The sequence below is a fragment of the Dermacoccus barathri genome (assembly GCF_015070805.1).
In the GTDB taxonomy this organism is placed as follows: domain Bacteria; phylum Actinomycetota; class Actinomycetes; order Actinomycetales; family Dermatophilaceae; genus Dermacoccus; species Dermacoccus abyssi.
The window spans coordinates 1-26,020 of sequence record NZ_JADCTK010000003.1 but is presented as its reverse complement, the minus strand read 5'-3'; the positions used below and the strand labels follow the sequence as shown (position 1 = coordinate 26,020).

At 68.0% G+C, this 26,020-nt stretch carries 22 protein-coding genes and 2 tRNA genes; 19 read left to right on the top strand and 5 right to left on the bottom strand.

Going from position 1 to position 26,020, the window contains the following annotated elements; genetic code table 11:
* Positions 1-30 precede the first annotated feature (30 nt).
* Positions 31-109: transfer RNA gene (locus IM689_RS05795), tRNA-Gln, on the top strand.
* Between the two features lie 597 nt (positions 110-706).
* On the opposite strand, the gene IM689_RS05790 is transcribed toward IM689_RS05795, so the two are convergent.
* Entirely contained in the window at positions 707-1,492 is a 786-nt protein-coding gene (locus tag IM689_RS05790) for a hypothetical protein (protein WP_193643264.1), read from the bottom strand.
* A 176-nt stretch (positions 1,493-1,668) separates the two neighbouring features.
* Between IM689_RS05790 and IM689_RS05785 the strand changes: the two genes are divergently transcribed.
* From IM689_RS05785 to IM689_RS05775, 3 genes are all read left to right on the top strand, one after another.
* Positions 1,669-2,523: a hypothetical protein gene (locus IM689_RS05785; protein WP_193643263.1), complete on the top strand. Its 855-nt coding sequence runs from the start codon at positions 1,669-1,671 to the stop codon at positions 2,521-2,523.
* Positions 2,520-2,885: a GntR family transcriptional regulator gene (locus IM689_RS05780; protein WP_193643262.1), complete on the top strand. Its 366-nt coding sequence runs from the start codon at positions 2,520-2,522 to the stop codon at positions 2,883-2,885. Before IM689_RS05785 ends, IM689_RS05780 begins: the two co-directional genes overlap by 4 nt.
* A 219-nt stretch (positions 2,886-3,104) precedes the next feature.
* Positions 3,105-5,663: a glycogen/starch/alpha-glucan phosphorylase gene (locus IM689_RS05775; protein WP_193643261.1), complete on the top strand. Its 2,559-nt coding sequence runs from the start codon at positions 3,105-3,107 to the stop codon at positions 5,661-5,663.
* 23 nt (positions 5,664-5,686) lie between these two features.
* Here IM689_RS05775 and IM689_RS15005 read toward each other — a convergent pair whose 3' ends face one another.
* From IM689_RS15005 to IM689_RS05760, 3 genes are all read right to left on the bottom strand, one after another.
* On the bottom strand, positions 5,687-6,415 hold the full coding sequence (locus tag IM689_RS15005) for a LuxR C-terminal-related transcriptional regulator (protein ID WP_193643260.1): 729 nt from the start codon (positions 6,413-6,415) through the stop codon (positions 5,687-5,689).
* 147 nt (positions 6,416-6,562) lie between these two features.
* The gene (locus IM689_RS05765; protein ID WP_193643259.1) at positions 6,563-7,429 is read right to left on the bottom strand and encodes an alpha/beta fold hydrolase; all 867 of its coding nucleotides are present in this window, start codon (positions 7,427-7,429) and stop codon (positions 6,563-6,565) included.
* A gap of 186 nt (positions 7,430-7,615) precedes the next feature.
* A complete protein-coding gene (locus IM689_RS05760; protein WP_193643258.1) occupies positions 7,616-7,954 on the bottom strand; it encodes a hypothetical protein in 339 nt (112 codons plus the stop codon).
* 241 nt (positions 7,955-8,195) lie between these two features.
* On the opposite strand from IM689_RS05760, the gene glmU reads away from it, so the two are divergent.
* The 15 genes from glmU (at position 8,196) to IM689_RS05685 (ending at position 24,234) form a co-directional block, all read left to right on the top strand.
* A complete protein-coding gene (gene glmU, locus IM689_RS05755) occupies positions 8,196-9,716 on the top strand; it encodes a bifunctional UDP-N-acetylglucosamine diphosphorylase/glucosamine-1-phosphate N-acetyltransferase GlmU (protein WP_193643257.1) in 1,521 nt (506 codons plus the stop codon).
* Between the two features lie 8 nt (positions 9,717-9,724).
* Positions 9,725-10,696: a ribose-phosphate diphosphokinase gene (locus IM689_RS05750; protein ID WP_047312561.1), complete on the top strand. Its 972-nt coding sequence runs from the start codon at positions 9,725-9,727 to the stop codon at positions 10,694-10,696.
* Positions 10,697-11,016: 320 nt separating this feature from the next.
* Positions 11,017-11,718, top strand: a complete 702-nt coding sequence (locus tag IM689_RS05745) for a 50S ribosomal protein L25/general stress protein Ctc (RefSeq protein WP_193643256.1) — start codon at positions 11,017-11,019, stop codon at positions 11,716-11,718.
* Between the two features lie 113 nt (positions 11,719-11,831).
* Entirely contained in the window at positions 11,832-12,422 is a 591-nt protein-coding gene (pth, locus tag IM689_RS05740) for an aminoacyl-tRNA hydrolase (protein WP_193643255.1), read from the top strand.
* The gene (locus IM689_RS05735) at positions 12,412-13,992 is read left to right on the top strand and encodes a hypothetical protein (RefSeq protein ID WP_193643254.1); all 1,581 of its coding nucleotides are present in this window, start codon (positions 12,412-12,414) and stop codon (positions 13,990-13,992) included. Before pth ends, IM689_RS05735 begins: the two co-directional genes overlap by 11 nt.
* A gap of 137 nt (positions 13,993-14,129) precedes the next feature.
* Positions 14,130-17,756: a transcription-repair coupling factor gene (gene mfd / locus IM689_RS05730; RefSeq protein WP_193643253.1), complete on the top strand. Its 3,627-nt coding sequence runs from the start codon at positions 14,130-14,132 to the stop codon at positions 17,754-17,756.
* A complete protein-coding gene (locus tag IM689_RS05725; RefSeq protein WP_227484563.1) occupies positions 17,753-18,757 on the top strand; it encodes a MazG family protein in 1,005 nt (334 codons plus the stop codon). Before mfd ends, IM689_RS05725 begins: the two co-directional genes overlap by 4 nt.
* 131 nt (positions 18,758-18,888) lie before the next feature.
* On the top strand, positions 18,889-20,172 hold the full coding sequence (gene eno, locus IM689_RS05720) for a phosphopyruvate hydratase (protein ID WP_193643252.1): 1,284 nt from the start codon (positions 18,889-18,891) through the stop codon (positions 20,170-20,172).
* 5 nt (positions 20,173-20,177) lie between these two features.
* Entirely contained in the window at positions 20,178-20,759 is a 582-nt protein-coding gene (locus IM689_RS05715; protein ID WP_193643251.1) for an FtsB family cell division protein, read from the top strand.
* Entirely contained in the window at positions 20,756-21,280 is a 525-nt protein-coding gene (locus IM689_RS05710; RefSeq protein ID WP_193643250.1) for a DUF501 domain-containing protein, read from the top strand. The genes IM689_RS05715 and IM689_RS05710 overlap by 4 nt, the downstream gene beginning before the upstream one ends.
* Positions 21,281-21,282: 2 nt before the next feature.
* Complete coding sequence (locus IM689_RS05705; protein ID WP_193643582.1) at positions 21,283-22,221, top strand: Ppx/GppA phosphatase family protein; 939 nt, start codon at positions 21,283-21,285, stop codon at positions 22,219-22,221.
* 131 nt (positions 22,222-22,352) lie between these two features.
* Positions 22,353-22,428 (top strand) — tRNA-Leu (locus tag IM689_RS05700).
* Between the two features lie 23 nt (positions 22,429-22,451).
* Positions 22,452-23,372, top strand: coding sequence for a Bax inhibitor-1/YccA family protein (locus tag IM689_RS05695; RefSeq protein WP_193643249.1), 921 nt, complete (start codon positions 22,452-22,454; stop codon positions 23,370-23,372).
* On the top strand, positions 23,365-23,688 hold the full coding sequence (locus IM689_RS05690; protein ID WP_047312238.1) for a hypothetical protein: 324 nt from the start codon (positions 23,365-23,367) through the stop codon (positions 23,686-23,688). The genes IM689_RS05695 and IM689_RS05690 overlap by 8 nt, the downstream gene beginning before the upstream one ends.
* Positions 23,689-23,811: 123 nt before the next feature.
* A complete protein-coding gene (locus tag IM689_RS05685) occupies positions 23,812-24,234 on the top strand; it encodes a VOC family protein (protein WP_193643248.1) in 423 nt (140 codons plus the stop codon).
* 71 nt (positions 24,235-24,305) lie between these two features.
* Here IM689_RS05685 and IM689_RS05680 read toward each other — a convergent pair whose 3' ends face one another.
* A complete protein-coding gene (locus IM689_RS05680; RefSeq protein ID WP_193643247.1) occupies positions 24,306-25,529 on the bottom strand; it encodes an acetyl-CoA C-acetyltransferase in 1,224 nt (407 codons plus the stop codon).
* Positions 25,530-26,020 lie beyond the last annotated feature (491 nt).

Here is a 26,020-nt window from a genome sequence, read left to right as displayed (position 1 = left end):
ACTACTCTGGGGCGGTCCGTTCGCGGACGTTCCCCGGTTGCTCTGCTGGCAGGGGCCGCCTGACTTTGAATCAGGATTAGCGACGTTGGTTCGATTCCAACCCGGGGAGCCCGCCCAAGCTAGTTTGCGAATAACTGCCCTCTACGTTTGCGAATCTGCGGTTCGCAGCGATTTCGGCGGCTGATTTCTCCCCGAGCGTGTCGAGATGAAGTCCCATCCGGCACTTCGGGCCTAGTGTGGGCGCCGGCGGATCGTCGGTGTGGTGATGGGGCACGCAAAATGCCCCGCTCGGTGGTGAGCGAGGCATTGCAATGTGGATTATCCACGGTGAATACGGTTCAGGTTCTCCACTCGGTGGGACTTCCTTTTACGCCGCCCTCGTATAACTCGGGCTCCAGTGTTCCAGTGTGGGTTTCCCTGCTAGTCGGTGTTCTTGTGCTCGTTGGCATCGTGGTCACGCTCATGCGTAGGCGCCAAGACACTCTCCAAGGCTGCAGTATGGATGCGGGTTTGCCCTGTTCTTGGAACACCGGATGGGAAGCCACGAGCCGCCGGGAACCGAGACGAACGTCGCGCGAACCTGCCCTGCAGCGTGGGTGACGGCGAACTGGCTACGTTTCCTGCGGTTGGCTGCGATCCGCCGTCACCAACCGCAGGAAACGTAGCCAGCTGAGGGGCTGTGCGTTCCTGCGGAGCGCAGTGTGGTTCAGCAGTAGTTGCTGCTCGTGAACGTCATGTCGCTCACGTAGATGGCCTGGGACCGATCGACGCCGGAGAAGCTCGTCTGGGCGTTCCAGTACGTCATCGTGAACCCCGTGATCGGTCCCGCGTAGGTGACCGTGATGTTGCCGGACGATGACAAGTTCGCCAGGGGGGTGCTCGTGCCCGACTGCTTGGCAGGGGCGGCTTCTGTGGCAGAACCGATGACGGTCGAGCCGCGCGATGTCACCGTGAAGGCCCCCGAGAGTTCGACGACGTCCCAGAAGTCGCCGCTCTGACTGTCGATGTCCGTGATCGTGAACGTCAGGCCCTTCACAGCGACCGGTCGGCCATTCGCGGTGAAGGAAAACGTGTACGTGCCACGCGCATTGCGCTGGTAGCTGGAGTAGGTGCCCGTCTGCGACTGCAGGATGGTGAGGCCGCCCGCGTAGATGCCGCCGACCACCCCGGCCTCGACCGTGAGGTTGCGGTTCTCGCCAGTCTCGGCGCCGGACTTCATGTTCCCCGTGTAGGCGGCGTCCACCGTCACGCTGATGGGCGGAGCTGCTCCCGCGGGGTCGCTCGACGTCAGCTTCCCCTGCGTTCCACTCGTGCGCGTGTAGGTGTTGGTGCCCCAGTCGAGCGTGTAGGCGACGCTCGGGCAAGGGGAGGCAGCCAACGCTGGGGCGGCAGCGCCGACGACGAGCGTCGGAGCTGCCCACGCGGCGGCCGCAGCAACGCGACGCCGGGAGAGGCCGTCGGTGGTCGCGGACTCGGGGGTCGTCTGAGTCATGGCAGTGCCTTCCGTCTGTTGTTTCCCTCGTTCTGGTGACGCATGTGCGACGCCCCTAGGGCTCGTGAGCGTCAGGTGGCGGGTCGTGGTCTCACACCCTTGTTCCAAGCCATTGACACAAATGGTTGCCGGGTCGCACACTGCTTGTATCAATCACTTGAAACAAGGAGTCCGGTATGCCCATTCTGTTCATCGGCGCGGTCATGCTCGTCGTCGGCATTCTGGTTGTCGCCCTTTCTGCGCGGCGCGGTGACGACTCGGGCACATCCATCGAACGACGCGCAGGGCGGCATCTTCGCGCCACTCGCCTCGTCGCCCTCGTCTGCGGGGTCGCGGCCTTCGCCGGGAGCGTGACCTTCGGCGGTTCGCTGGGGCGTGGCCTTGTCGTCGCTCCCGCCCTCGCGGGCGCGGTGGCCATCGTCGTCATGGCGGTCGGCGAAATGAGCGCGCCGCGCGAAGGAGCGGTCGAGCGTTCGGCGTCCCTGGCACGCCGAAACCCGTCCGACTTCGTCTCGCGTGCGGCAGCCACAACAATGCTCGTCACGCTCGGGGCGCTGGTCGGACTGCTCGTGCTCGCCGGCCTCACCGCGTCGGCGGACGACATGGGCCGCGATGGCCGCGCCGTCGAATGGGCGACGGCCCTCGGGGGCGAAGGCCGCAGCCCATGGCCGGGGGCTTACTACGGGGTGCCGCTCGGAGTCAGCCTGCTCGTCCTGTGCGTCGGCCTGCTCGTAGGACTCCGCGCGGCCGCTGCGCGTCCGCAACTCAACGCCGATCACGCCGAAGCCGTCAGCGACGACGCTCTGCGTCACCGCAGTGCTCGCTCGCTCCAGTGCATTGCCCTCCTGGCGCTCGGTCTCAGCCTTGCCGGCGTCGCGCTCCTCGTGACGGGCGGCACCCGAACGACCCAGCCTGGTGCGCCGACCTGGGTCCCCGTGGCGCACTGGTGCGGCGTCGCAGGGCTCTTGATCGCGCTCGTCGCCTGCCTCGTGGGCGTGCGCACCCAGCTCGCTCGGGCGGCCACGCGATGAGTGCACTGCGCGTCGACGCTGCCGATCCCACCCCGCCCTACGAACAGATCCGGCGGCAGCTGGCCCTCCTCATCGACACGGGCGAACTCGGGCAGGGCGAGCGTCTGCCGACGGTGCGACAACTCGCCGGCGACTTGCAGGTGGCCCCCGGCACGGTCTCGCGGGCGTTCAAAGAGCTCGAGGCCGCGGGCTACGTCGAAACACGCCGCGCCGCAGGAACTCGAGTGAAGGCCCGACAACGTCCGAGTGACACGAGCGAACTCGACTCCCTCGCCGAAGGCTTCGCCGCTCGCGCGAGGACGCTGGGCGCCGACTCCGACGACGTGCGCGCTTCCCTCGAGAGGGCTCTGAGGAGAAGTTGATCGCCTGGCCGGCGTCCCGGTTGCGGCGATGCCGCGGCTGCTGCTGTCCGCCCGCGATACGGACGAGTAGCTGTCCGCGGGGGAGTGCTGCCGGAGAATCGATTTCGGCGAGACATCACGGCCACCGTCACGCGTGGATCGGGCACCCAGCAGCCACGACCTAGGATCGGAGTGCCGCACGAGCGGGCCCGACCGACCTCGATTTCCCCCGGAGAGTTCATGTCCCACGACCCGTCCGATCGTCCCAGCGCAGGCTGGCTCGCCGACGAGACCCCGCGCCTCGACAGCTCCGTCAAGGGCTCGGCGTTCGAGCCCACAAGCCCCCGGGCCACCGAGCCCGTTGTCGGCCCCGAGCGCACGGTCGACGGCTTCGCCAAGGCGTTCCTCGACGAACTCAACTTCGAGGCCGGCGTCGCCCTCAAGCGCTCGACGACCACCGACCAGTACCTCGCGCTGGCCCGCACCATCCGCGGCTACCTCATGGCCGACTGGCTGCGCACCGCGGAGCGTCGTCGTCAGAACCCGACGAAGATGGTCGGCTACCTCTCGGCCGAGTACCTGCTGGGCCGCCAGATGGGTAACTCGCTGCTCGCCACCGACCTCGGAGACATCGCCGAGCAGGCCATGACGTCGCTCGGCCTCGACTTCAACCTCCTGCGTGCCCAGGAGATCGAGCCCGGCCTCGGCAACGGTGGTCTCGGCCGCCTCGCCGCCTGCTTCATCGACTCGCTCGCGTCGATGGACGTGCCGAGCATCGGCTACGGCATCCGCTACGAGTACGGCATCTTCCGTCAGACCTTCGAAGAGGGGCGCCAGGTCGAGGTGCCCGACGCGTGGCTCTCCCTCGGCGCCCCCTGGGAGTTCCCGCACCCCGACCGCGCCGTCCAGGTCAACTTCGGCGGCACCACCGAGCAGTACATCGACGGCGATGGCCGCACCCGCCGCCGCTGGCTGCCGGCCTGGAACGTGCAGGGCATCCCGTACCACTACATGGTTCCCGGCTACCAGAACGGCGTCGTCAATACACTGCGTCTGTGGAGCGCCCGCGCCACGCAGGAGTTCGACCTCAAGATCTTCAACTCCGGCGACTACGCCGAGGCCGTGCGCGCTCAGACCTTCGCCGAGAACATCTCGAAGGTGCTCTACCCGGAGGACTCGACGCCGCAGGGGCGTGAACTGCGCCTGCAGCAGCAGTACTTCTTCGTCGCGTGCTCGCTCAAGGACTTCATCGACCGCACGCTCGAGGAGGACTTCGACCTCACGAGGCTCGACGAGCGCATCATCTTCCAGCTCAACGACACCCACCCCGTCATCGCCATTCCAGAGATGATGCGTCTGCTCATGGACGAGCACGACATGGAGTGGGCCGCCGCGTGGGAGGTCACGAGCAAGTGCTTCGCCTACACCTGCCACACCCTGCTGCCCGAGGCCCTCGAGGTGTGGCCCGTCGAGCTCATGACGCGCCTGCTGCCGCGCCACATGGAGATCATCTACCGCATCAACGAGGAGTTCCTCGACACCGTTCGCGAAGCCTTCCCCGGTGACGAACTGCGCGTTCGCCGCATGTCGGTCATCCAGGAGCACCCCGAGCGGGCCGTCCGCATGGCCAACCTCGCGACGGTCGCCGGCGTCAAGGTCAACGGCGTCGCAGCGCTCCACTCGGAACTGCTGCGCGACAAGCTGCTTCCCGATTTCGCGGCCCTGTGGCCGAACAAGTTCACGAACGTGACGAACGGCGTGACGCCGCGCCGCTTCATTCGCCTTGCGAACCAGCAGCTGTCCACTCTCGTCACCGACACGATCGGCCCCGGCTGGGAGACCGACCTCGAGCGTTTGCGCGAACTCGAGCCCTACGCCGACGACGCCGCGTTCACCGAGAGCTTCCGCCAGGTGAAGCAGGCCAACAAGGATCGCCTGCGCTCCATCCTGAGCCAGCGTGACGGCATCGAACTGCCCGAGCACGCGATGCTCGACGTCATGGTCAAACGCCTGCACGAGTACAAGCGTCAGACGCTCAAGCTGCTGCACATCGTCTCGATGTACGACGACATCACGAGCGGGCGTGTGCACCGCGAGGACGTCGTGCCGCGCACCTTCGTCTTCGGCGCCAAGGCGGCGCCGGGCTACTTCATGGCGAAGGAGATCATCTTCCTCATCAACTCGGTGGCGAAGACGATCGCGCAGGACCCGCGCGTCACCGACCTCATGGCCGTCGCGTTCCCCGCGAACTACAACGTGACGCTCGCGAACAAGCTCATCCCCGCCGCCGACCTCTCCGAACAGATCTCCCTCGCCGGCAAGGAGGCCTCCGGCACGGGCAACATGAAGTTCGCCCTCAACGGCGCGCTGACGATCGGCACCGACGACGGCGCGAACGTCGAGATCCGCGAACTCGTCGGCGACGAGAACTTCTTCCTCTTCGGCATGCTCGAGCCCGAGGTGGCGGCGCTCGCGGACCGCGGCTACACGCCGTCGTCCTTCTACGAGTCGAACCCGGCGCTCAAGCGCGCCATCGACCTGCTCGCGAGCGGCCACTTCACCGGTGGCGACCGCTCGCTCGCGGCGCCGGTGGTCGATGATCTGCTCTACAAGGACAGGTTCATGGCGCTCGCCGACTTCCAGTCCTACCTCGACGCGCAGGCCCGCGTGGACGCTGCCTACCGGGACGTCGACGGCTGGACCGGCTCGGCGGTGCTCAACGTCGCGCGCTCCGGCTTCTTCTCATCCGATCGCTCGATGCGCGACTACCTCGACCGCATCTGGATGCCGAAGAGCTGACGCACGAAACGCGGACGCCCGCGTCACCTGGCCGTTTCGGCCGGTGACGCGGGCGTGGCGCTGTTGGTGACGTTCCCGCTGCTCTCGATGGGTCGCGGCGTCCAGCAGTCTGCGGACGTGTCCGGGGTGCTCGGCGGCGTCATGTGGAAGCCGTAACCGACTCCCCACAGCACGGCTTCGGAGCGCGTCGTGACGCCCATCTTGCGGTAGGCGGTGCGGATGTAGCTCTTGAGGGTGTTGAGCGTGAGGTGCAGGTGCACAGCAATGATGTCGTTCGGCATGCCCTGGCAGATGAGCGCGACGACCTCGCTCTCACGCTCGGTGAGGCCCTGACGGCGCCCCGGCCACGTGCCGCGCTCGAGCTCGATGGAGAGCGAATCCGACACGACGTGCTCGCCGGAGTCGATGGCGCGCAGGGATCGCACGAGTTCCTCGCCGCCCAGCGCCTTGGACAGGACGCCCGTGACCCCCATGTCGAGCATCCGGTCGACGAACGACTGTGGAATGCTCTTGGTGAACACGGCGATGCGCTTGACGTTCTCGTCGGCGCTCAAGACGTTGAGGGTCGACCAGCCGCGGTCGGCCATGGCGAAACAGTCGTACAACGCAATGTCGACGCCCTGGCTGATCTGGGTCTGCGGCACGAGCTCGACCTCGTCCGCGTACGGCCTGAGGAGAGCGTCGAGGCCTTGGACGACAATCTCGAAGTCGTTGATGAGCGCAACGCGCAGTTTCTTGTGCTGGGTTGACACCTGTTGTCCTCCAACCCGATTCGCCCGAGGGCCCGACGATGGTTCTCGCGGGAGTCTATCGACGCGCCGACCGCTCGGGCGCAGGACCGGGTAGAAGGTCGATTTCACGCTTGCCGCGCGAGGGTGATCCGGGCTGGCGGAACGAGGTCAGCCGGCAGGTGTCATCCGGCCCAGGAGACCGTTGAGCGCGCGCACGAAGCCGTCCGGGTCCGCCACCATCGACAGGTGCCCGGCGTTCGCGACGGTCGCCGAAGGCGGGTGGCCGAGGTTGCGCTCGGCGCCCTCGCGTGAGCCGCCACCGGTGGCGTCCTCCTCGCCCCACAGGACGGCGCGCGGCACCCGAATCGCGCGGACCTGCTCGGGCGTGAGGTGGAGCATCGGTCGATCCGCCGTGTCGAGCATCGCCTCCTCCGCGACGCGTTGCCGCAGCGGGCGGATCCACGCGTCGACGAGGGCATCGCCCTTCGCGCCCTGCAGGCCGTGGCAGACACTTCCGCACTGTGCGTCGAAGATGCGCCGAGGGAACCAGTTCCAGTGCGTGCCGAGGCGGTACAGCGACAGGGCGTACGGAGTGCGTGCGATGAACGACGCGACGGCCGGCGGTTCGCCCTCGCGTCCGTCGAACGGGAGGGCGTCACCGTCGGCGAAGACGATGCCGGAGATCCGATCGGGGTGCTCGAGGGCGACCGCCCCGACGACGGCGGCCCCGAGTGAGTGCCCGACGAGCGTCGGCTTGTCGAGCTGCAGTGCCTCGACGACGCCGAGGACGAGGTCGCTCTGGTCGTCGAGCGAGTAGCGCCCCGAGTGCTGCGAGTTACCCCGAGCCCGCCAGGTCGACGGCGACGACGGGCCGGTCCTTCGCCAGCTGCGGTGCGACGAGAGACCACGACACGGTCGACTCGGCGAAACCGTGAACGAGAACGAGCGGAGTCTGCGTCGAAGCTGCGTCGCCCCAGCGTTCGTAATGGACGCTGACGGTTCGCCCGTCGCGCAGTTGAACGTCGACGTCGGCACCTGTCGGGGCGTCGAGGCGTTTCGGGGGAGTGGTGAGTGCGTTGAACGTCAGCGACAGCACCGTGACGACGAGAAACGGCGTGACCACGCCGCGCAGCACCCGGCGGCCGACGGAGCGCACACGCGTACGACGGACGGGTTGCTCGGCCGGTTCGGCCGACGAGGGAACAGACGCGTGGCTCATGCTCAGCCGAGCTCGCCGTTGCCGACGCTCGGCTCTGTCGTGCGCTTGGCCGCCGCGCCCATCCGCTCCTCAAAGCCACCCGATTCGACGAACGCCGTGATGCGCTTCGCGCCCATGGCCTGCAGAACGATGTTGGCGACAACGTAGGCGAACAGCGTCACGAGGACGATCCACGGCACCCAGTGGTCACCGAAGACCCAGACGACGGCCACGGGCACGTAGAACACGAGGGCCTGGGAGACACCGGCAATGGCCTGACCGATCGAGGGCTTGGCAGCTCGAGCCAGCCGACGCGCTGATGCAGGACGGCGGGCTTCGCGCCGGTGTGCTTCATTCCGCAAGTATGAAGGACGCCGAGTCCCCCTCTCGCGCTCCAACGAGCGCCGCCCGGATGCCGGAACGGCGCCGCACGACACGCTGGACGCAAGACGCCCATGGCGCCTTGCGTCCAGGCCGGGACAAGCGTTCCCCGGGGCGAGGCGGGAAGTGGGGCGGTAGAGTCGCTGTGCTACTGCTGCCCGTTCGTGATCCAAGGCGGGCCGCAGCTTCCAGACATCACCGAATCGCAGGGGAGCTTCACACGTGAGCGCACCGCGTCCCGCAGCCGTCATCGTCCTCGCCGCCGGCGAGGGCACCCGCATGAAGTCAGACATCCCCAAGGTGCTGCACACGATCGGCGGACGTTCCCTCGTCGGGCACGCCGTCGCGGCCGCCCGGGGCACTGAGCCGTCGCACCTCGCCGTCGTCGTGCGCCACCAGCGTGAGCGGGTCGCGGCGCACATCGCAGAGATCGCTCCCGACGCGACGATCGCCGACCAGGACAAGGTCAAGGGCACCGGTCGCGCTGCGGAGTGCGCGCTCGAGATGCTACCGAACGATCTCTCCGGCACCGTGCTCGTCACCTACGGCGACGTGCCGCTGCTCGCGACGCAGACCCTCACCGAGCTGACGACGGCGCACGAGCAGGGCGGCAACGCCGTCACCGTGCTCACCGCCGTCGTGCCGAACCCCACCGGCTACGGGCGCATCCTGCGTGACGCCGCGGGTTCCGTCGCGGGCATCATCGAGCACAAGGACGCGCTGAAGGCCCGCGAGGAGGGCACCGAGCACAAGGACGCCGTCGAGATCCGCGAGATCAACTCCGGCATCTACGCGTTCGACGCGGCGGTGCTGCGCGAGAGCCTCGCGAAGGTGACCACCGACAACGCCCAGGGCGAGAAGTACCTCACCGACGTCCTCGGGCTTGCCCGCGAGGCGGGCGGCCGCGTCGAGGCGCACACGATCGACGACCTCATGCAGACCGAGGGCGTCAACGACAAGGTGCAGCTCGCCGCCATGGGCCGCGAGCTCAACAAGCGCATCGTCGAGCAGGCCATGCGTGACGGCGCCATCGTCATCGATCCGGCGACGACGTTCGTCGACGTCGAGGTGACGATCGGGCGCGACACCGTCGTCCACCCGAACACGCAGCTGCGCGGCGCCACGACGATCGGCGCGAACTGCGAGATCGGCCCCGACACGACGCTGGTCGACACCGAGGTCGGTGACGGCGCGAGCGTCGTGCGCACCCAGGCCCAGCTCGCCAAGGTCGGCGACGAGGCGACGGTCGGTCCGTTCAGCTTCCTGCGTCCCGGCACTGAGCTCGGCGCCAAGGGCAAGATCGGTGGCTTCGTCGAGACGAAGAACGCCCAGATCGGCGACGGCGCCAAGGTGCCGCACCTCACCTACTGCGGCGACGCCGTCATCGGTGAGGGCGCGAACATCGGCGCGGGCACGATCTTCGCCAACTACGACGGCGTCAACAAGCACGTGACGCACGTCGGCGCCCACAGCTTCGTCGGCTCCGACTCGGTGCTCATCGCACCCGTCACCATTGCGCCGGGCGCATACGTGGCCGCCGGTTCCGCCGTCGACGGCGACGTCAACTCCGGCCAGATCGCGGTCGCCCGCGGCCGGCAGCGCAACATCGACGGGTGGGTCGAGCGCCGCCGCTCGGGCACGAAGACGCACGAGGCCGCCCAGAACAACGCCCGGGCCGCCACGAACGCCGACCCGTCAACTACTGTTGCTCCGGAATCCGCTGACGAAGGGACCTCGAAGTGAGCCTGTCCATGAAGCGCACGACCGAGAAGAACCTCATGGTCTTCTCCGGACGGGCCAACCCCGAACTCGCGCAGGCGGTGGCTGAGGGGCTCGGCACCCAGCTCGTGCCGACGCAGGCCTACGACTTCGCCAACTCGGAGACGTACGTGCGTTTCGACGAGTCGGTGCGCGGTTGTGACGCCTTCGTCATCCAGAGCCACACCGCTCCGGTGAACCAGTGGATCATGGAGCAGCTCATCATGGTCGACGCGCTCAAGCGCGCCTCGGCCAAGCGCATCACCGTCGTCGCGCCGTTCTACGGCTACGCACGTCAGGACAAGAAGTCGCGCGGCCGTGAGCCGATCTCGGCCCGCCTCGTCGCCGACATGTTCAAGACGGCCGGCGCCAACCGCCTCATGGCGGTCGACCTGCACACCGACCAGATCCAGGGCTTCTTCGACGGTCCCGTCGACCACCTGCAGGCCCTGCCGGTCATCACCGACTACGTCGCGAGCAAGTACGGCAACGAGAACCTCGCCGTCGTCTCGCCGGACGCCGGCCGCATCAAGGTCGCCGAGGCCTGGAGCAAGCGCCTCAACGGCGCACCGCTCGCCTTCATCCATAAGACGCGTGACGTGACGCGCCCCAACCAGTCGGTCGCCAACCGCGTCGTCGGCTCGGTCGAGGGCCGCACCTGCCTGCTCGTCGACGACATGATCGACTCGGGTGGCACCATCTGCCACGCGGCCGACGCGCTGATGAACGACGGCGCCGCGTCCGTCGTCATCGCCTCGACGCACGCGATCTTCTCCGACCCGGCCGTTCAGCGCCTGAACGACTCGGTGGCCCGCGAGGTCATCGTCACGGACACGCTGCCGATCACGCCGGAGAAGAAGTTCGACAAGCTGACGGTGCTGTCCATCGCGCCGCTGCTGTCGCAGGCCATCCGTGAGGTCTTCGAGGACGGCTCGGTCACGAGCATGTTCGACGAGGCGCAGTAAGCACCTCGCCCGATGACGGCCTCGAACCCCGCACGTGCGGCGGTTCGGGGCCGTTTCGCGTCCGTGGCGTCGCTCGTTTAGACTGGTCGACGTTGCCTCGGCGAGGGACGCTGCACGGGCGCGCGACGAAAGTCGCCGTTCGGATCCAGGGTCCGTGATCGACGCGGTGGTTCTCCGTTCGACGTCCGCTCTGTGTGAGCGTGTGACGAAGTGGCGTACCCGCGCGAACTCGTGCCCGTACATCGCCCCGCGTCGAGGCCACCGCACCCGATACGTCGGTTCGCGCGCAAGCGCGAGCCCCTTCCGCTTGGAGGCCAGCCATGGCACAGGAGAAGACCTACCTCGACGCCACCATCCGCACGGAGTTCGGCAAGGGCGCTGCCCGCCGCATCCGCCGTGAGGACAAGATCCCCGCCGTTCTCTACGGCCACGGTGAGAAGCCGGTTCACCTCGAGCTCGAGGGTCACGCCACGATGCTCGCCGTGAAGAACCCGAACAACCTGCTCACGATCCGCTACGACGGCAAGGAAGAGCTGGCGCTCGCCCGCGACGTCCAGCGCGAGATCCTGCGCCGCAACATCGAGCACGTCGACCTCGTCATCGTGAAGCGCGGCGAGAAGGTCGTCGTCGACGTCGCCGTCCACGTCGAGGGCGAGGCCGCTCCCGAGACCGTCGTCACGACGGAGAACGCGACGCTGTCCGTCGAGGCCCCGGCCACCGACATCCCCGAGTTCTTCACGGTTTCCGTCGAGGGCCTTGAGGCCGGCACGCAGATCCTCGCGAAGGACATCACGCTGCCCGAGGGCGTCACGCTCGACTCCGACGAGGAACTGCTCGTCGTCAACATCACCGAGCAGATCTCCGCTGAGGCTCTCGAGGCCGAGCTCGCCGACGCCGAGGCCGAGGCCGGCATCGAGCACGACGAGTCCGACGAGGCCGAGGCCGCCGAAGGTGCCGAGGGCGCTGAGGGCGAGTCCGCCGAGGGCGACGCAGCCGAGGGTGACGACTCCGAGCAGGAGTGATCCCCGGTCCGAACAGGACTTTCTGACGAGGCCCCTCGTCGCCGTCGCAGGCGGCGGGGGGCCTTCGTCGTCACCGCCCTGCGGCATACTGGTCGCTCGTGGAAAGGACGCCCATGGACCCCTGGCTCGTCGTCGGCCTCGGCAACCCCGGCCCGAAGTATGCGGGCAACCGCCACAACGTCGGCGCCATGGTGGTCGAACGCATGGCAGCTGACGCAGGCGTCACGCTGCGCGCCCACAAAGCACGGGCCGCCGCAGCCGAAATCCGCCTCGGCACCATGCCGGGCGGCATGCCCGGGCCTAAGGCCGTCATTGCGGTGCCGAGCAGCTACATGAACGAGTCGGGTGGACCCGTCAGCGCGCTCATGAAGTTCTTCAAGATCCCGCCGGAGCGTCTCGTCATCCTGCACGACGAACTCGACGTCGACTTCGGCGCGGTGCGCCTCAAACTCGGCGGCGGAGAGGGCGGCCACAACGGCCTGCGTTCCATCAGCAAGAGCATCGGCACGAAGGACTACCTGCGCGTGCGTCTCGGCATCGGTCGTCCGCCCGGGCGCATGGACGTGGCCGACTTCGTGCTCAAGGATTTCAACGCGAGCGAACGCAAGGAACTCGACTTCCTCGTTCCCGCAGGCGGCGACGCCGTCGAAGCTCTCGTCCACCGTGGGCTCACCGACGCGCAGAACATCGTGCATGCCCACTGAACGCGTCACCGAGCACGTCAGCCGACGTCTCGCGCTGCACGCCTGGTCCGCGACGGCCGTCGTTGCCGTCGGGGGCCTGCTCTTCGTCCTCATCGCGCCCGGAGTGGGCGATATGTGGGCCGCCCTCGCACGCGCCCAGGCCGCTCGTGCCGGTGTGACGCTAGGGTACTGGTTCAGCTGGTACTCCGGAGCGCATCCGCCCGGCGGCTACTCGGTCATCGTGCCGTGGCTGTCGGCGCTGCTCGGCGCGCACCTCGTCGTCGCGCTTGCGGCCCTCGCGATTCCGTGGGCCGTGGCCCTCACTGTGACCCAGGTTCGCCGACCGATCGTCGCCGTCTGGGTGGCCACGATCAGTGCCCTCCTCACCCTCGGTGCCGGCCGGACGACGTTCCTCGTCGGTGCGGTCATCGCCATCGGAGCCCTCGACGCTGCCATCCGCGATCGGCGCTGGCTCGCGTCGTTCCTCGTCGTCCTCAGCGGCCTGGCGTCGCCAGTGGCCGTGGCGTTCGTGCTCGTCGGTCTGGGCGCGGGATTCCTCGGCAAACGCCTGTCGATCGTGCCGATCCTCGCGGGGCTGGCCTTCCTCGGTGTTTCGTCGTGGCTGTGGGGCAGCAGCGGCCCCGAAGGCTACGGCTGGGCTCGCGCGCTCATCTCCCTCGCCCTGCTCGCGGTCTTCCTCTTCGCGAACCCGGCGCGTCCGGTCAAGGTCGCCATCGTCATCGCGACGTTCGCCATCGTCGTGTTCTCGGCCGTGCCCAACGCGATGGGGTCGAACCTCGCGCGGCTCGTGTTCGCCGTCCTGCCCGTAGCAGTGGCCGCGACGGCCCGGCGCAGCAACCGCTTCACCGCGCTCGCCGTCGTCCCGGCACTCGTCTGGTCCGCCTACTTCACCGCGCACGACCTCGCGGATTCGCGCGCTTCGGCGTCGTCGGTCACGGTGTACCAACCGCTCGCGGACGCCCTGAAGCGCCAGCCCGGTATCGAGACGAGCCGCGTCGAGGTGGTCGCCGACGGCACGCACACCTCGGCCTTCGTCCTCGCCAAGGACTTCTGGCTCGCCCGCGGTTACGAGACGCAGGCCGACCGCAGCCTCTCCGATGCCTTCGTCGACCGGGAGGCGAGCATCTCGCCGGAGCACCTCAACGGCTGGCTGCGCGACTCGAGCGTCCGGTACGTCGCGCTCAACAAGCACCCGGTCAAGCGCACGGGGGAGTGGCGCACCGCCAACGCGCAGCCTGAGGGATGGCGCGAGGTCTGGTCGAACCGTGACTGGCGCCTGTTCGAGGTCTCGGGCACGAAACCGCTCATCGGTGACGGCGCCACGCTGCGCGGCAAGAGCGCCTCGCACCTCGTCCTCAACGTTCAGCCTGGGCGCGACGTCGTGGTGCGCGTGCGCTGGTCGTCCTACTTGCACAGCCGCATCGTCGAGGAGAAGGGCCCGGGTGACGCGTCCGGTCACCCGGACGAGACGCCGCGCGTCATCCTCGAGCCGTCGGGTGACGGCTGGACGCTGCTGCGCCTCGAAGGCTCGTCGGTTGCTCGTGACGTCGAACTGTTCGGCCGCCCGTGAGCGGGATGATTCCGCGCCGTTCCGGGGTTGTCGCAGAGCGCACCTAGACTGAGGTCACGCCTTCGTCCGCCCCGGCGGCGCGCGAAGGCGTCACGGCTGCGCGCCCTGATCCAACCGCCCGCGAAGGAGTTCCGCGAATGCCCGAGGCCACCAATCTGCCGCTCATGCCGCTGCTCGAGCGGGTGTGCGCGGACGCCTCGGTCGGCAGGCTGCTCACGTTGCGCGGCGAGGAGGGCCTCGTCGATGTCGCGGCCGCCTCCGGCCTGCGCGGACCGATCGCGGCGGCGCTCGCCGGCGCCTGCGCGCCCGGTGAGGGTGGCGTTCCGTTGCTCGTCGTCACGGCCACCGGTCGTGAGGCCGACGACGTCACGGCCGTCCTGCGCAGCTTCCTCGACTACGACGCCGTCGCCGACTTCCCGAGCTGGGAGACGCTCCCGCACGAGCGGATGTCGCCGCGCTCCGACACGGTCGGCAAGCGCCTGGCGGTGCTGCGACGCCTCGCACACCCCGAATCCGGCGGCACCTACGGGCCGATCGAGGTCGTCGTCGCCTCCGTGCGGGCGCTCATGCAGCCGCTCGCCAAGGGGCTCGGTGATCTCGAACCGGTCAGCCTCGCGGCCGGCGACGAGCGCCCGCTCGAAGACATCGTCCAAGCCCTCGTCGGTGCTGCGTACACGCGCGTCGACATGGTGGAGAAGCGCGGTGAGTTCGCCGTGCGCGGTGGCATCCTCGACGTCTTCCCGCCCACCGAGGACCACCCGGTGCGCCTCGAGTTCTGGGGCGACGTCGTCGAAGAGATCCGCTGGTTCAAGGTGGCCGACCAGCGTTCGCTCGAGGTCAACCCGCACGGGCTGTGGGCGCCGCCGTGCCGTGAGCTGCTGCTGACGCCCGAGGTCCGTGAGCGCGCCGCCGAGCTCGCCCCGACGCTGCCCGGCGTCACCGACATGCTCTCCAAGGTGGCCGAAGGCATCGCCGTCGAGGGCATGGAATCCCTCATGCCGGCACTTCTTCCCGCGGGGATGGAGACGCTCGTCGACGTCGTGCGCCCGGGAACCCACGTCGTCCTGCTCGACCCGGAGCGTGTGCGCACCCGCGCCCACGACCTCGTCAACACCTCCCAGGAGTTCCTCGACGCAAGTTGGAACAACGCGGCTGCCGGCAACGCCATTCCGGTCGACCTGCGCTCGATCCTCGACGGCGGTTCCTACTGGGCGCTGTCGGATCTGCGAGACAAGGCGCTCGCCGGCGGGCGCGCGTGGTGGTCGTTCAGCTCCTTCGCTGCCGACAACGACCTGCAGGAGTTCCTCGAGGACGAGTTGCCCGGCACTCGCGTCACCATCGCGTCGGAGGACGTGCCCAACTACCGCGGTGACACGGAGAAGGCCTCGGCCGACATCAAAGCCCACGTCGACGCCGGGCGATCCGTCGCCGTCGTCACGGACGGGCCCGGCTTCGCCAAGCGCGTGACGCAGGTGCTCGGCGAGCACGATGTGGCCTCGCGCCCGATGACGCAGGTGCAGGCCGGCGTCGAGGTGGCCACCGGCGCGCTCGGGCACGGCTTCGAGATGCCCGACCTCGGTCTCGTCGTCCTCACCGAGGCCGACCTCACCGGTTCGGCCGGGGCGAGCACGAAGGACATGCGACGCATGCCGTCGCGCCGCCGCAACGTCGTCGACCCGCTGCAGCTCAAGCCGGGCGACCACGTCGTCCACGAACAGCACGGTGTCGGCCGCTTCGTCGAGATGATGCAGCGCACCGTCGGCGGAGCCACCCGTGAGTACCTCGTGCTCGAGTACGCCTCGAGCAAGCGGGGGCAGCCGGGCGACCGACTCTTCGTCCCCACCGATCAGCTCGACCAGGTCACCCGGTACGTCGGCGGCGAGATGCCCACCCTGTCGAAGATGGGTGGTTCCGACTGGGCCGCCACGAAGTCGAAGGCGCGCCGTCACGTCAAGCAGATCGCGGGTGAACTCATCCGTCTCTACTCCGCGCGCCAGGCCACGCCCGGTCACGCGTTCGCACCGGACACCCCATGGCAGCGTGAGTTGGAGGACGCATTCGCCTACGTCGAGACGCCGGATCAGTTGAGCAGTATCGACGAGGTCAAGGCCGACATGGAGAAGACGGTTCCGATGGACCGCCTCGTCTGCGGTGACGTCGGCTACGGCAAGACCGAGATCGCCGTGCGCGCCGCGTTCAAGGCGATTCAGGATTCCAAGCAGGTCGCCGTTCTCGTGCCGACCACGCTGCTCGTCAAGCAGCACTTCTCCACCTTCTCCGAGCGGTACGCGGGCTTCCCCGTCACGGTGCGTGCGCTCTCGCGCTTCCAGAGCGACAAGGAGGCCCGCGAGGTGCTCGCGGGCCTGAAGGACGGCTCGATCGATCTCGTCATCGGTACTCACCGCCTGCTGAGCAAGGAGGTCCAGTTCAAGGATCTCGGCCTCGTCATCGTCGACGAAGAACAGCGATTCGGTGTCGAACACAAGGAGCAGCTCAAGCAGCTGCGTACGGCCGTCGACGTGCTCGCGATGTCGGCCACGCCGATTCCGCGCACGCTCGAGATGGCGGTCACCGGCATCCGTGAGATGTCGACCCTGGCCACGCCGCCGGAGGAGCGCCACCCTGTCCTCACCTTCGTCGGTGCGTACGACGAGAAGCAGATCACGGCCGCCATCCGGCGCGAGCTGATGCGTGAGGGTCAGGTCTTCTACGTCCACAACAAGGTCGGCAGCATCGAGAAGCAGGCTGCTCGCATTCGCGAACTCGTGCCTGAGGCGCGTGTCGCCACGGCCCACGGAAAGATGGGCGAGGCCCGTCTCGAGGAGGTCGTCGTCGACTTCTGGGAGCGCAAGTTCGACGTGCTCATCTGTACGACGATCGTCGAGACCGGCCTCGACATCAGCAACGCCAACACGCTCATCGTCGAGCGGGCCGACCAGCTCGGCCTGAGCCAGCTGCACCAGTTGCGTGGACGTGTCGGCCGTGGCCGCGAACGCGCCTACGCGTACTTCATGTTCCCCGCGGAGAAGCCGCTCACGGAGACGGCACACGACCGACTCCAGACGATCGCGAGCCACACCGACCTCGGGGCGGGCATGCAGATCGCGATGAAGGACCTCGAGATCCGCGGCGCCGGAAACCTCCTCGGCGGTGAACAGTCCGGTCACATCGCCGGCGTCGGGTTCGACCTCTACGTGCGCATGGTGGGCGAGGCCGTGGCCGACTACCGCGGCGACGAGGGCAACACGATGCCGGTCGAGATCAAGATCGAACTGCCCGTCGACGCGCACCTGCCGCACGAGTACGTGCCGGGGGAGCGTCTGCGCCTCGAGGCGTACAAGAAGCTCGCGAGCGTCGAGGACGAGGCAGCTCTCGACGAGATCATCGCCGAGCTCAAGGACAGGTACGGCGAGCCGCCGCAGCCGGTGCTCAACCTCTTCGACGTGGCACGCCTGCGCACCGTCGCGCGCAAGGCGGGCATCAGCGATATCGGTGTGCAGGGCAAGTACGTGCGCTTCGGGCCGGTCACCGAGCTGCGCGAATCGCAGCAGCTGCGCCTCGAGCGGCTCTTCCCGGGCACCCTCGTCAAGAGTGCACAGGAGCGCCTGCTCGTGCCCACGCCCATGACGAAGCCCGTCGGCGGCAAGCCACTGCGCGACGAGGCGATCCTGCAGTGGGCCACGCAGCTCGTTCAGGCGGTGCTGCTCGACGACATCGCGGCCGCCGCTGCGGCGCAGGAACTTTCCCGAGGAGGACGCCGATGAGTGCCGACATGAACGCCGGATCGATCGGCCTCGTCGTCGTCAGCCCGCGCGTGCCGGCCGGGCTCATGACACGTGACGCTTGGAGCCGCATCGAGTCCGCGGGCCTCGTCCTCGGGCGTGACGCGGAGGAGCCGCTCGTCGAGGCCGTCACCGAGGCGGGCCTCGAGGTCGAACTCGTCGTTGACGTCGCGGCGCCCGATCTGGCCCGGCGCCTCGTCGACGCGGCCGACGAGCAGGATGTCGTATGGCTCGGATCGTCGGACGCCGACCCAGGGCTCACCGACGCGCTCGCCGGTGAGCTGACGCGCCTCGACTCGCCGCCGCCCGTCGAAGTCGTCGTCGGGTCGTGGGACGCTCCCGGCGCCCGGCTGCTCGACGCCGTCGCCGTCATGGACACGCTCCGCTCGCCGGGTGGGTGTCCGTGGGATGCAAAGCAGACGCACGCGAGCCTCGCGCCGTACCTCGTCGAGGAGGCCTTCGAGGTCGTCGAGGCGATCGGTGAGCAGGACAGCGCGCATCTCGAGGAGGAGCTCGGTGACGTGCTCCTCCAGGTGCTCTTCCACGCGCGCGTCGCGTCCGAACGCGCCGATGACGGCTTCGACATCGACGCCGTCGCGGGGCGCCTGGTGGACAAGCTCGTCCGCCGCCACCCGCACGTGTTTGCCGACGGCGCCGCGTCCTCGCCCGAGGAAGTCGAAGCGGAGTGGGCCCGCATCAAGGCCGACGAGAGGCCCGAGCGCGACGCCGACGACCCCTTGGCCGGTGTCCCGTCGGGTTTGCCGCCGCTCGAGCGCGCCACGAAGTACGTCTCCCGCCTGACGAAGGCCGGCCACGGCGATCTCGTCGCGGACGTGACGAGCGGCGACGCCCTCGGCCCGGCACTGCTCGACCTCGTCGTTCAAGCTCGCGAACTCGGCGTCGATCCGAGCGTGGCCCTGGCCACGGCGTTGAGCGATCTCGACGCCCGCGCGGGCGCTCGACGCAGCGATGCGTCCACATGAGCTTCACCACGGCATTGCTACCGGCCAGTTCCGGCTCGGTTCGTTAGGCTCGGAGGTGAGCGGCCATCGCGTCGCACACAGCCCGCGGTCGAACGACGTGACCGTTCCCCTCACTGCATCGGAGAGATTCTGTGGCAACCATTGAAAGCATCGGCGCATTCGAGATTCTCGACTCGCGCGGCAACCCGACAGTGAGCACGGTCGTCGTGCTCGACGACGGCTCCGTCGGTGAGGCGGCCGTTCCCTCCGGCGCTTCCACCGGTCAGTTCGAGGCCGTCGAGCGTCGTGACGGCGACAAGGGCCGCTACCTCGGCAAGGGTGTCCAGGACGCGGTCAACTCGGTCATGGAGGAGATCCAGCCCGAGCTCCTCGGCGCCGAGGCCGACGACCAGCGCCTCATTGACGCCGAGATGATCGCTCTCGACGGCACGGACAACAAGGGCAAGCTCGGCGCGAACGCCATCCTCGGCGTATCGCTCGCCGTGGCCCGCGCGGCCTCCCAGTCGGCAGGCCTGTCGCTCTACCGCTACGTCGGTGGCCCGAACGCCCACGTCCTGCCGGTTCCGATGATGAACATCCTCAACGGTGGTTCGCACGCCGACACGAACGTCGACATCCAGGAGTTCATGATCGCCCCGATCGGCGCCGAGTCGTTCAGAGAGGCGCTGCGCATGGGCACCGAGGTCTACCACGCGCTCAAGGCCGTGCTCCACGACAAGAAGCTCAGCACCGGCCTGGGCGACGAGGGCGGCTTCGCTCCCGACCTCGACTCCAACCGCGCTGCGCTCGACCTCATCGTCGACGCCATCAAGAAGGCCGGCTACGTCCCGGGTAAGGACGTTGCGCTCGCGCTCGACGTCGCCGCGTCCGAGTTCTGCGAGAAGGGTAAGTACACCTTCGAGGGCAAGAAGCGCGACGCCAAGTGGATGACGGACTACTACGCCGACCTCGTGAAGTCCTACCCGCTCGTCTCCATCGAGGACCCGCTGGACGAGGAGGACTGGGAGGGCTGGGCCCACATCACCGAGACCCTCGGTGACAAGGTTCAGCTCGTCGGTGACGACCTCTTTGTCACGAACCCTGAACGTCTCCAGCGCGGTATCGACACGAAGACCGGCAACGCGCTGCTCGTCAAGGTCAACCAGATCGGTTCGCTCACCGAGACGCTCGACGCCGTAACGCTCGCGCAGACGAACGGCTACCGCTGCATGATGTCGCACCGTTCCGGTGAGACGGAGGACACGACGATCGCAGACCTCGCCGTCGCCACGAACTGCGGCCAGATCAAGACGGGTGCGCCGGCTCGTTCCGAGCGCGTCGCGAAGTACAACCGTCTGCTGCGCATCGAGTGGGAACTCGACGACGCCGCGGTGTACGCCGGTCGCAGCGCCTTCCCGCGTTTCGCAGGTAACTGAGCGGTTTGAAGCCGAAGAAGTCCCGCCCCTCCCGTTCCGCCGCACGCGGTGGAACGGGAGGGGCGCGTCCTGCCCCGAACAGCCGCCCGGCACGCTCCGGGCGTGACCGTTCGCGCCCGAGCGGCTCGACGCGCCCCAGCCTGCGTCAGCAGTTCGATGCACCCATCGAGCGTCGGCGTCGGGCGAACCCGCGCACGGTCCGCCGTGCTCTTGCCCTGGGAGCGCTCTTCGCGCTCATGCTCGTCGTCCTGACGCCCACGCTGCGCAGCTACCTGCAGCAGCGCAGCGAGATCGCCGACCTGCGCCAGCAGAAGATCGATGGCCAGAAGCGGGTCGAGGCGCTCGAGGCGCAGAAGAAGCGCTGGGAGGACCCGGCGTACATCAAGAAGCAGGCGACGCAGCGCCTCGGCTACGCCATGCCGGGGCAGAAGGTGACGGTCTACGTCGACGACCGCAACAAGCCGCATGCGGTGACGAACTCCACGGGCGTCGCGAACGCGACGACGTTGTCGAGTCACCCCTGGTACGGCCAGCTGTGGGGTTCGGTGAAGATGTCGTCCGACGAGAGTCAGCAGGGGAAGAAATGAGTGAGATCAGCTCGTCTGTGAGCGCCAGCGACACCGCGGCCATCGAGCGCCAGTTGGGGCGTGTGCCTCGCGGAACCGTCGAGGTCTCGGCGCGTTGCGCGTGCGGTTGCCCGACGGTGGTGCGCACCTTGCCGCGTCTGCCGGACGGAACCCCGTTCCCCACCTCCTTCTACGCCACGTGCCCGCGCCTGACCGGTGCCATCTCCACGCTCGAATCGCAGGGCGTCATGAAGGAGATGACCGACCGTCTTGCCGAGGACGAAGAATTCGCGGCCTCCTACCGTCGCGCCCACGAGGACTACCTGGCGCGCCGCGCCGAGCTCGGTGACGTGCCCGAGATCGACGGCATCAGCGCCGGCGGCATGCCGACGCGCGTCAAGTGCCTCCACGTGCTCGTGGCGCACTCGCTCTCTGTCGGCCCCGGCATCAATCCGCTGGGTGACGAAGCCATCGCCTTGCTCGGCGACGACTGGTGGAAGAACGGCTGCTGCGGCGCCGTGCCCGCCGAAGAGGGGAAGTGACGATGCGCGTCGGTGCGATCGACTGCGGTACCAACTCGATCAGGCTCCTCGTCGCCGATCGTGACGGTGAGGACCTCACCTACCTCGCTCGCCGCACTGAGATCGTCCGCCTCGGCCAGGGTGTGGACGTGACCGGACGTATCGCCGACGAAGCGATGGCGCGCACCCTGCTCGTCGCGCGTGAGTACGCCCAGATCTGCCGCGAGCACAGCGTGGACGCCGTGCGCTTCGTCGCGACGTCGGCTTCGCGTGACGCCGCGAACGCCGGCGAGTTCGTCGACGGCGTGCAATCGGCGTTCGGTTCCTACGACGTCGTGCCCGAGGTCGTCTCGGGGCACGAGGAGGCGTCACTCAGCTTCACCGGAGCCACAGGGCCGCTGCGCGCGCAGAACGCGGAAGCGCCCTTCCTCGTCGTCGACCTCGGGGGCGGCTCGACGGAGCTGGTGCTCGGTACCGACGACGTCGAGCAGTCGATCTCGCTCGACATCGGATCGGTGCGCATGACGGAGCGCCATCTGCGCTCCGACCCACCGACTGCCGCAGAGATCGAATCGGCTATGGTCGACATCGACGCCGCGCTCGACGAGGCCGAGAAGGTCGTCGACCTGTCTGCGGCGAAGACGTTGGTCGGCCTGGCCGGGTCGGTCACGACGGTCACAGCCCACGCGCTGGGCCTGTCGTCGTACGACTCGTCGCGAATCCACGGAGCGGAACTCACGCTCGAGCAGGCGCTCGCCTCGTGTGACGCACTGCTCGGCGCCGGCCGCGACGAGCGGGCGGCATACGGATTCATGCACCCCGGGCGCGTCGACGTCATCGGAGCGGGAGCTCTTATCTGGCGAGCCGTAGTGCAACGCGTTGCTGCACGAGCAGGCCTCACCGAGGTGCGCACGAGCGAGACCGACATCCTCGACGGCATCGCCCTCAGCATCACGGCCTGAGCGCTCACTCCCTCGCGCGGAACGGGAACAACCGATTCGCAGCGTTCGTTGACGCGGTCAAACATCTCGACGGCTATTTGCCCGACAGCTCCGCCTTACGGCTCCTGAACACCTTCTCGCTACGATGGGGTGCCCTCGTAGCCCAACGGCAGAGGCAGGCGACTTAAAATCGCTGTGTTGCGGGTTCGACTCCCGTCGAGGGCACCATTCATTCCGTCCCTGGAGGGCACATGGCCGGTAATCCGGTTTTCAGCAACTTCGACAAGAACCTGCGTTCTGGTCAGTACGCCGGCTTCGGCTCCCAGCAGCAGGGTGCCCAGCCGGGTTACGGCCAGCAGCAGTTCGGCCAGCAGCCGGGTTACGGCCAGCCGGGCTTCCAGCAGCAGCCCTACGGTCAGCAGCCGTTCGGTCAGCAGGGCTTCGATCAGCAGTACGCGCCGCGGGCGCCGATGCAGCAGAGCAGCGGTCGCAGCATGACGATGGACGACGTCGTCATGAAGTCGATCGCCCTCTTCGGTCTGCTCATCGTCGTGGCAGGTGGCTCGTGGGTGTTCGCCCAGCGCGCCATCGACTCGCAGCAGAACACCACCGTGCTCGGCCTCTGGGCCGGTGGCGCCATCGTCAGCCTCGTCCTGTCGCTCATCATCGCCTTCCGCAAGACGATCTCGGTGCCTCTGATCATCGCCTTCACCCTCGCTGAGGGTGTGTTCGTCGGTGCCGTCAGTGCGTTCTTCAACACGGCTTACCCGGGCGTCGTCGTCCAGGCTGTTCTCGCCACGCTGTGTGTGTTCGCCGGTGTGCTTCTCGGCTACAAGACGGGCCTCATCCGCGTCACGGCTCGAAGCCGCCGCATCTTCATGTACATGCTCATCGGTTACATGCTCTTTGCGCTCGTCAACTTCGTGCTCGTCCTGACGGGTCTGCAGGAAGGCTTCGGCATCGGCGGCTCGGGACCGCTCGGCATCGCGATCTCGATCTTCGCCGTGGCTCTCGCGTCGTACTCGCTGGCCATCGACTTCGACTCCATCTCGGACGGTGTGCGCGCCGGCGTCCCGGAGAAGACCTCCTGGCTGCTGGCCTACGGCCTGCTCGTCAGTGTCGTCTGGCTCTACATCGAGATGCTGCGCCTCCTGGCGCGTCTGCGTGACTGACACCCAGGCTGTGAACGACCCGTTCGAGGTGGAACTCGAGCGGGTCGTTCGGCGTTTGCGCGCCCTCAGCCCCGGTGACGAGGCTGGGCAGCGCAGCTCTTGGCGGAGTTCGCTGGGCTCGCTTGTCCAACGCCTGGGCGATGCCCACGCAGATGCGGCGGGCATCGAGCGTCGTGAGGTCCCAGGCGCTGGGGGAGCCGACGTGGCCCCTGCCCTCCTCGCCGAGATGCTGCGCGCCGTCTCGTTCGACGCTGCGCAGGTCACGGACATCCACGGCTTCGCAGCGGAGCTGGCCGCCGTCCGACGCTCGCTCTGACGCGAGTCCCCGATCGGCGGGCTCTCGTGGGCTCGCGAGGGCAAGGGGACCGAGGGTCGACACGCTTATGCTGTGGCCGATACGGCGCTCGCCGTTCCCTTTTGGCACTCTCGAGGAGTAACCATGGCTTCGCGCCTCAGCCCGTACCTGCAGTTCCGTGACACCGCCCGTCAGGCGCTGGAGTTCTACCACGGCGTCCTCGGTGGAGACCTCACGCTCTCCACCTTCGGCGACATGGGCGTCGAGGGCCAGGAAGCGCACAAGATCATGCACGGCATGCTGACGACGACGGACGAGTTCGTCCTCATGGGCTCCGACACCCCTGAGCAGATGGAGTACACGCCGGGCGGCAACATCTCGATCAGCCTCACCGGCGACGACGCCGAGTCGTTGCGACGCTACTTCGCCGGCCTCTCCAAAGGTGGCGACGTGACGATGCCGCTCGCCGTCCAGATGTGGGGCGACGAGTTCGGCATGTTCACCGACAAGTTCGGCACCCGCTGGATGGTCAACATCGCCACGTCCGAGCACCGCGACCAAGCCTGAGCCTCACGTCACGAGAGAAGTGGCCGGCGCCCCATCGGGGACGCCGGCCGCTTCTGTCGGTATCAGAGCGATCAGTTGAGGCGCTCGTAGATGATGGCCATGCCCTGGCCGCCACCGACGCACATCGTCTCGAGACCGAACTGGCCGTCGCGGGCTTGCAGGCCGTTGAGCAGCGTCGTCGTGATGCGTGCACCCGTCGAACCGAAGGGGTGACCGAGCGCGATGGCGCCACCGTTGACGTTGAGCTTGTCGAGGTCCATGCCGAGGTCCTGGGCGCTCGGCAGAACCTGGGCGGCGAAGGCCTCGTTGATCTCGTAGAGGTCGATGTCACCGATGCTCATACCGGCGCGGGCGAGTGCCTGCTTGCTCGCCTCAACCGGGCCGAGGCCCATGATCTCGGGGGAGAGGCCGGAGACGCCCGTGGAGACGACGCGGGCGAGCGGCTTGAGGCCGAGATGCTGTGCCTTGACGTCGCTCATGACGACGAGGGCGGCAGCACCGTCGTTGAGGGGGCAGCAGTTGCCCGCAGTGACGGTGCCGTTCTCGCGGAAGACGGGGTTGAGGCCCTGGAGCGCCTCGAGCGTGACGCCGGCGCGGGGGCCGTCGTCCGTGGAGACGACGGTGCCGTCCGCAAGCGTGACGGGCGCGATCTCCCGGGCGAAGAAACCGTCTGCGATGGCCTTCTCCGCACGGTTCTGCGAGCGGACGCCCCACTCGTCCTGCTCCGCGCGGGAGACACCACGGTAGGTGGCAACGTTCTCGGCAGTCTGGCCCATGGCGATGTAGACGTCGGGCAGGAGACCCTGCTCGCGCGGGTCGCTCCAGGTTGCGTTCGTCTTCGCGGTCTCCGCCGTGCGGGCCATGGCGTCGGCGAACTTGGGGTTGAGGTCGCCCGAGTCCGACTCACCAGCGCCGGAGAAGTTCGTGTACTGCGAGACGCACTCGACACCGGCTGAGATGAAGACATCGCCCTCACCGGCACGGATGGCGTGTGCGGCCATGCGGGTCGTCTGAACCGAGGAGGCGCAGAAGCGGTTCACCGTGGCGCCGGGAACGTGGTCCATTCCGGCGAGAACGGAGACGACGCGCGCCATGTTGTTGCCCTGGCGGCCCGACGGCTCGGCGCAGCCGAGGTAGAGGTCCTCGATGAGTGCACGGTCCAGTTCGGGAACCTTGGCCAGGGCAGCCTCGACGACCTGCGTGGCCAGGTCGTCCGGGCGGACGTCCTTGAGGGAGCCCTTGAAGGCTCGTCCGATCGGGGTGCGTGCGGCAGAGACGATCACTGCTTCGGGCATGAAAACTGCTCCTTTGCATGGCGCCCCACAGGGCGCGCTGACGGGCATGCGCTGTCTCCGCGATTGTAGGCATTGGCACCGCCGTAGGCGCCCGAACGAGGTGGACGGACGGTGCCGCGAGGGGTTGTGCCGACCCGATTTGCAGAGACGCGGCTCGGTCGCCTAATGTTTACGGAGTCAGCCCGGAAGGGCATCGCGGCAGGAGCCGCTCACACTGACTGTTTTGGTTGGTGGTTGAGTGTGCGGGTCGGGTGCTTGGGTTTGATGGATTTGTCTGGAGCCAAGTGCGCGAGATGAAGATCTTCACTGGTCACGGTTGTGGCGGTGGCGGGTTGGATTTGACGCCCAAGAGCCGGATGGATTAAGTTTGAGAAGTTGCCCCGGAAACGGGCCGCCACTCAGTGTGGGGCTTGTTGATGGTGTGTGATGGTGTTTTGAGAACTCAACAGCGTGCCGATGTGATCATCGCCAAACAACAATTTTTGCTGGCC

What these genes read in the sequence shown, in the direction of transcription:
- IM689_RS05735 (WP_193643254.1), top strand. Translation starts at nt 12,412, where the DNA reads ATGCCCACTGAACGCGTCACCGAGCACGTCAGCCGACGTCTCGCGCTG.
- IM689_RS05725 (WP_227484563.1), top strand. Translation starts at nt 17,753, where the DNA reads ATGAGTGCCGACATGAACGCCGGATCGATCGGCCTCGTCGTCGTCAGC.
- IM689_RS05790 (WP_193643264.1), bottom strand. Translation starts at nt 1,492, where the DNA reads ATGACTCAGACGACCCCCGAGTCCGCGACCACCGACGGCCTCTCCCGG.
- IM689_RS05705 (WP_193643582.1), top strand. Translation starts at nt 21,283, where the DNA reads ATGCGCGTCGGTGCGATCGACTGCGGTACCAACTCGATCAGGCTCCTC.
- IM689_RS05775 (WP_193643261.1), top strand. Translation starts at nt 3,105, where the DNA reads ATGTCCCACGACCCGTCCGATCGTCCCAGCGCAGGCTGGCTCGCCGAC.
- pth (WP_193643255.1), top strand. Translation starts at nt 11,832, where the DNA reads ATGGACCCCTGGCTCGTCGTCGGCCTCGGCAACCCCGGCCCGAAGTAT.
- IM689_RS05680 (WP_193643247.1), bottom strand. Translation starts at nt 25,529, where the DNA reads ATGCCCGAAGCAGTGATCGTCTCTGCCGCACGCACCCCGATCGGACGA.
- IM689_RS05780 (WP_193643262.1), top strand. Translation starts at nt 2,520, where the DNA reads ATGAGTGCACTGCGCGTCGACGCTGCCGATCCCACCCCGCCCTACGAA.
- IM689_RS05710 (WP_193643250.1), top strand. Translation starts at nt 20,756, where the DNA reads ATGAGTGAGATCAGCTCGTCTGTGAGCGCCAGCGACACCGCGGCCATC.
- IM689_RS05685 (WP_193643248.1), top strand. Translation starts at nt 23,812, where the DNA reads ATGGCTTCGCGCCTCAGCCCGTACCTGCAGTTCCGTGACACCGCCCGT.
- IM689_RS05745 (WP_193643256.1), top strand. Translation starts at nt 11,017, where the DNA reads ATGGCACAGGAGAAGACCTACCTCGACGCCACCATCCGCACGGAGTTC.
- IM689_RS05750 (WP_047312561.1), top strand. Translation starts at nt 9,725, where the DNA reads ATGAAGCGCACGACCGAGAAGAACCTCATGGTCTTCTCCGGACGGGCC.
- IM689_RS05785 (WP_193643263.1), top strand. Translation starts at nt 1,669, where the DNA reads ATGCCCATTCTGTTCATCGGCGCGGTCATGCTCGTCGTCGGCATTCTG.
- IM689_RS05695 (WP_193643249.1), top strand. Translation starts at nt 22,452, where the DNA reads ATGGCCGGTAATCCGGTTTTCAGCAACTTCGACAAGAACCTGCGTTCT.
- mfd (WP_193643253.1), top strand. Translation starts at nt 14,130, where the DNA reads ATGCCCGAGGCCACCAATCTGCCGCTCATGCCGCTGCTCGAGCGGGTG.